Origin of the sequence: Nocardioides sp. R-C-SC26 (genome assembly GCF_021246465.1) — a bacterium.
Lineage (GTDB): Bacteria > Actinomycetota > Actinomycetes > Propionibacteriales > Nocardioidaceae > Nocardioides.
Genome location: NZ_JAHRHK010000042.1, coordinates 1 through 364, shown reverse-complemented (window position 1 = coordinate 364; position 364 = coordinate 1). Strand labels below are relative to the sequence as shown.

The 364-nt window shown below is 70.1% G+C and carries 1 pseudogene; it reads left to right on the top strand.

The features are described from left to right. Positions 1 to 364: pseudogene (locus KSO97_RS17350) on the top strand (NDP-hexose 4-ketoreductase); the annotation flags it as partial.

The window sequence follows — 364 nt, the reverse complement described above, 5'->3', positions numbered from 1 at the left end:
GACCATCGGCGCCACGACGCTGGACGAGTACCGGAAGTACCTGGAGAAGGACGCCGCGCTCGAGCGCCGCTTCCAGCCGATCCAGGTCGCCGAGCCGACCATCGCGCACACCATCGAGGTGCTCAAGGGACTGCGCGACCGCTACGAGGCCCACCACCGCGTGACCATCACCGACGAGGCGCTGGTCAGCGCCGCGACGTTGGCCGATCGCTACATCTCCGACCGGTTCCTGCCGGACAAGGCGATCGACCCCATCGACGAGGCGGGATCGCGACTGCGCACCCGCCGGATGACGGCCCCGCCGGACCTGCGCGAGTTCGACGAGAAGATCGCCGACGTGCGCGCCCGCAAGGAGGCCGCGATC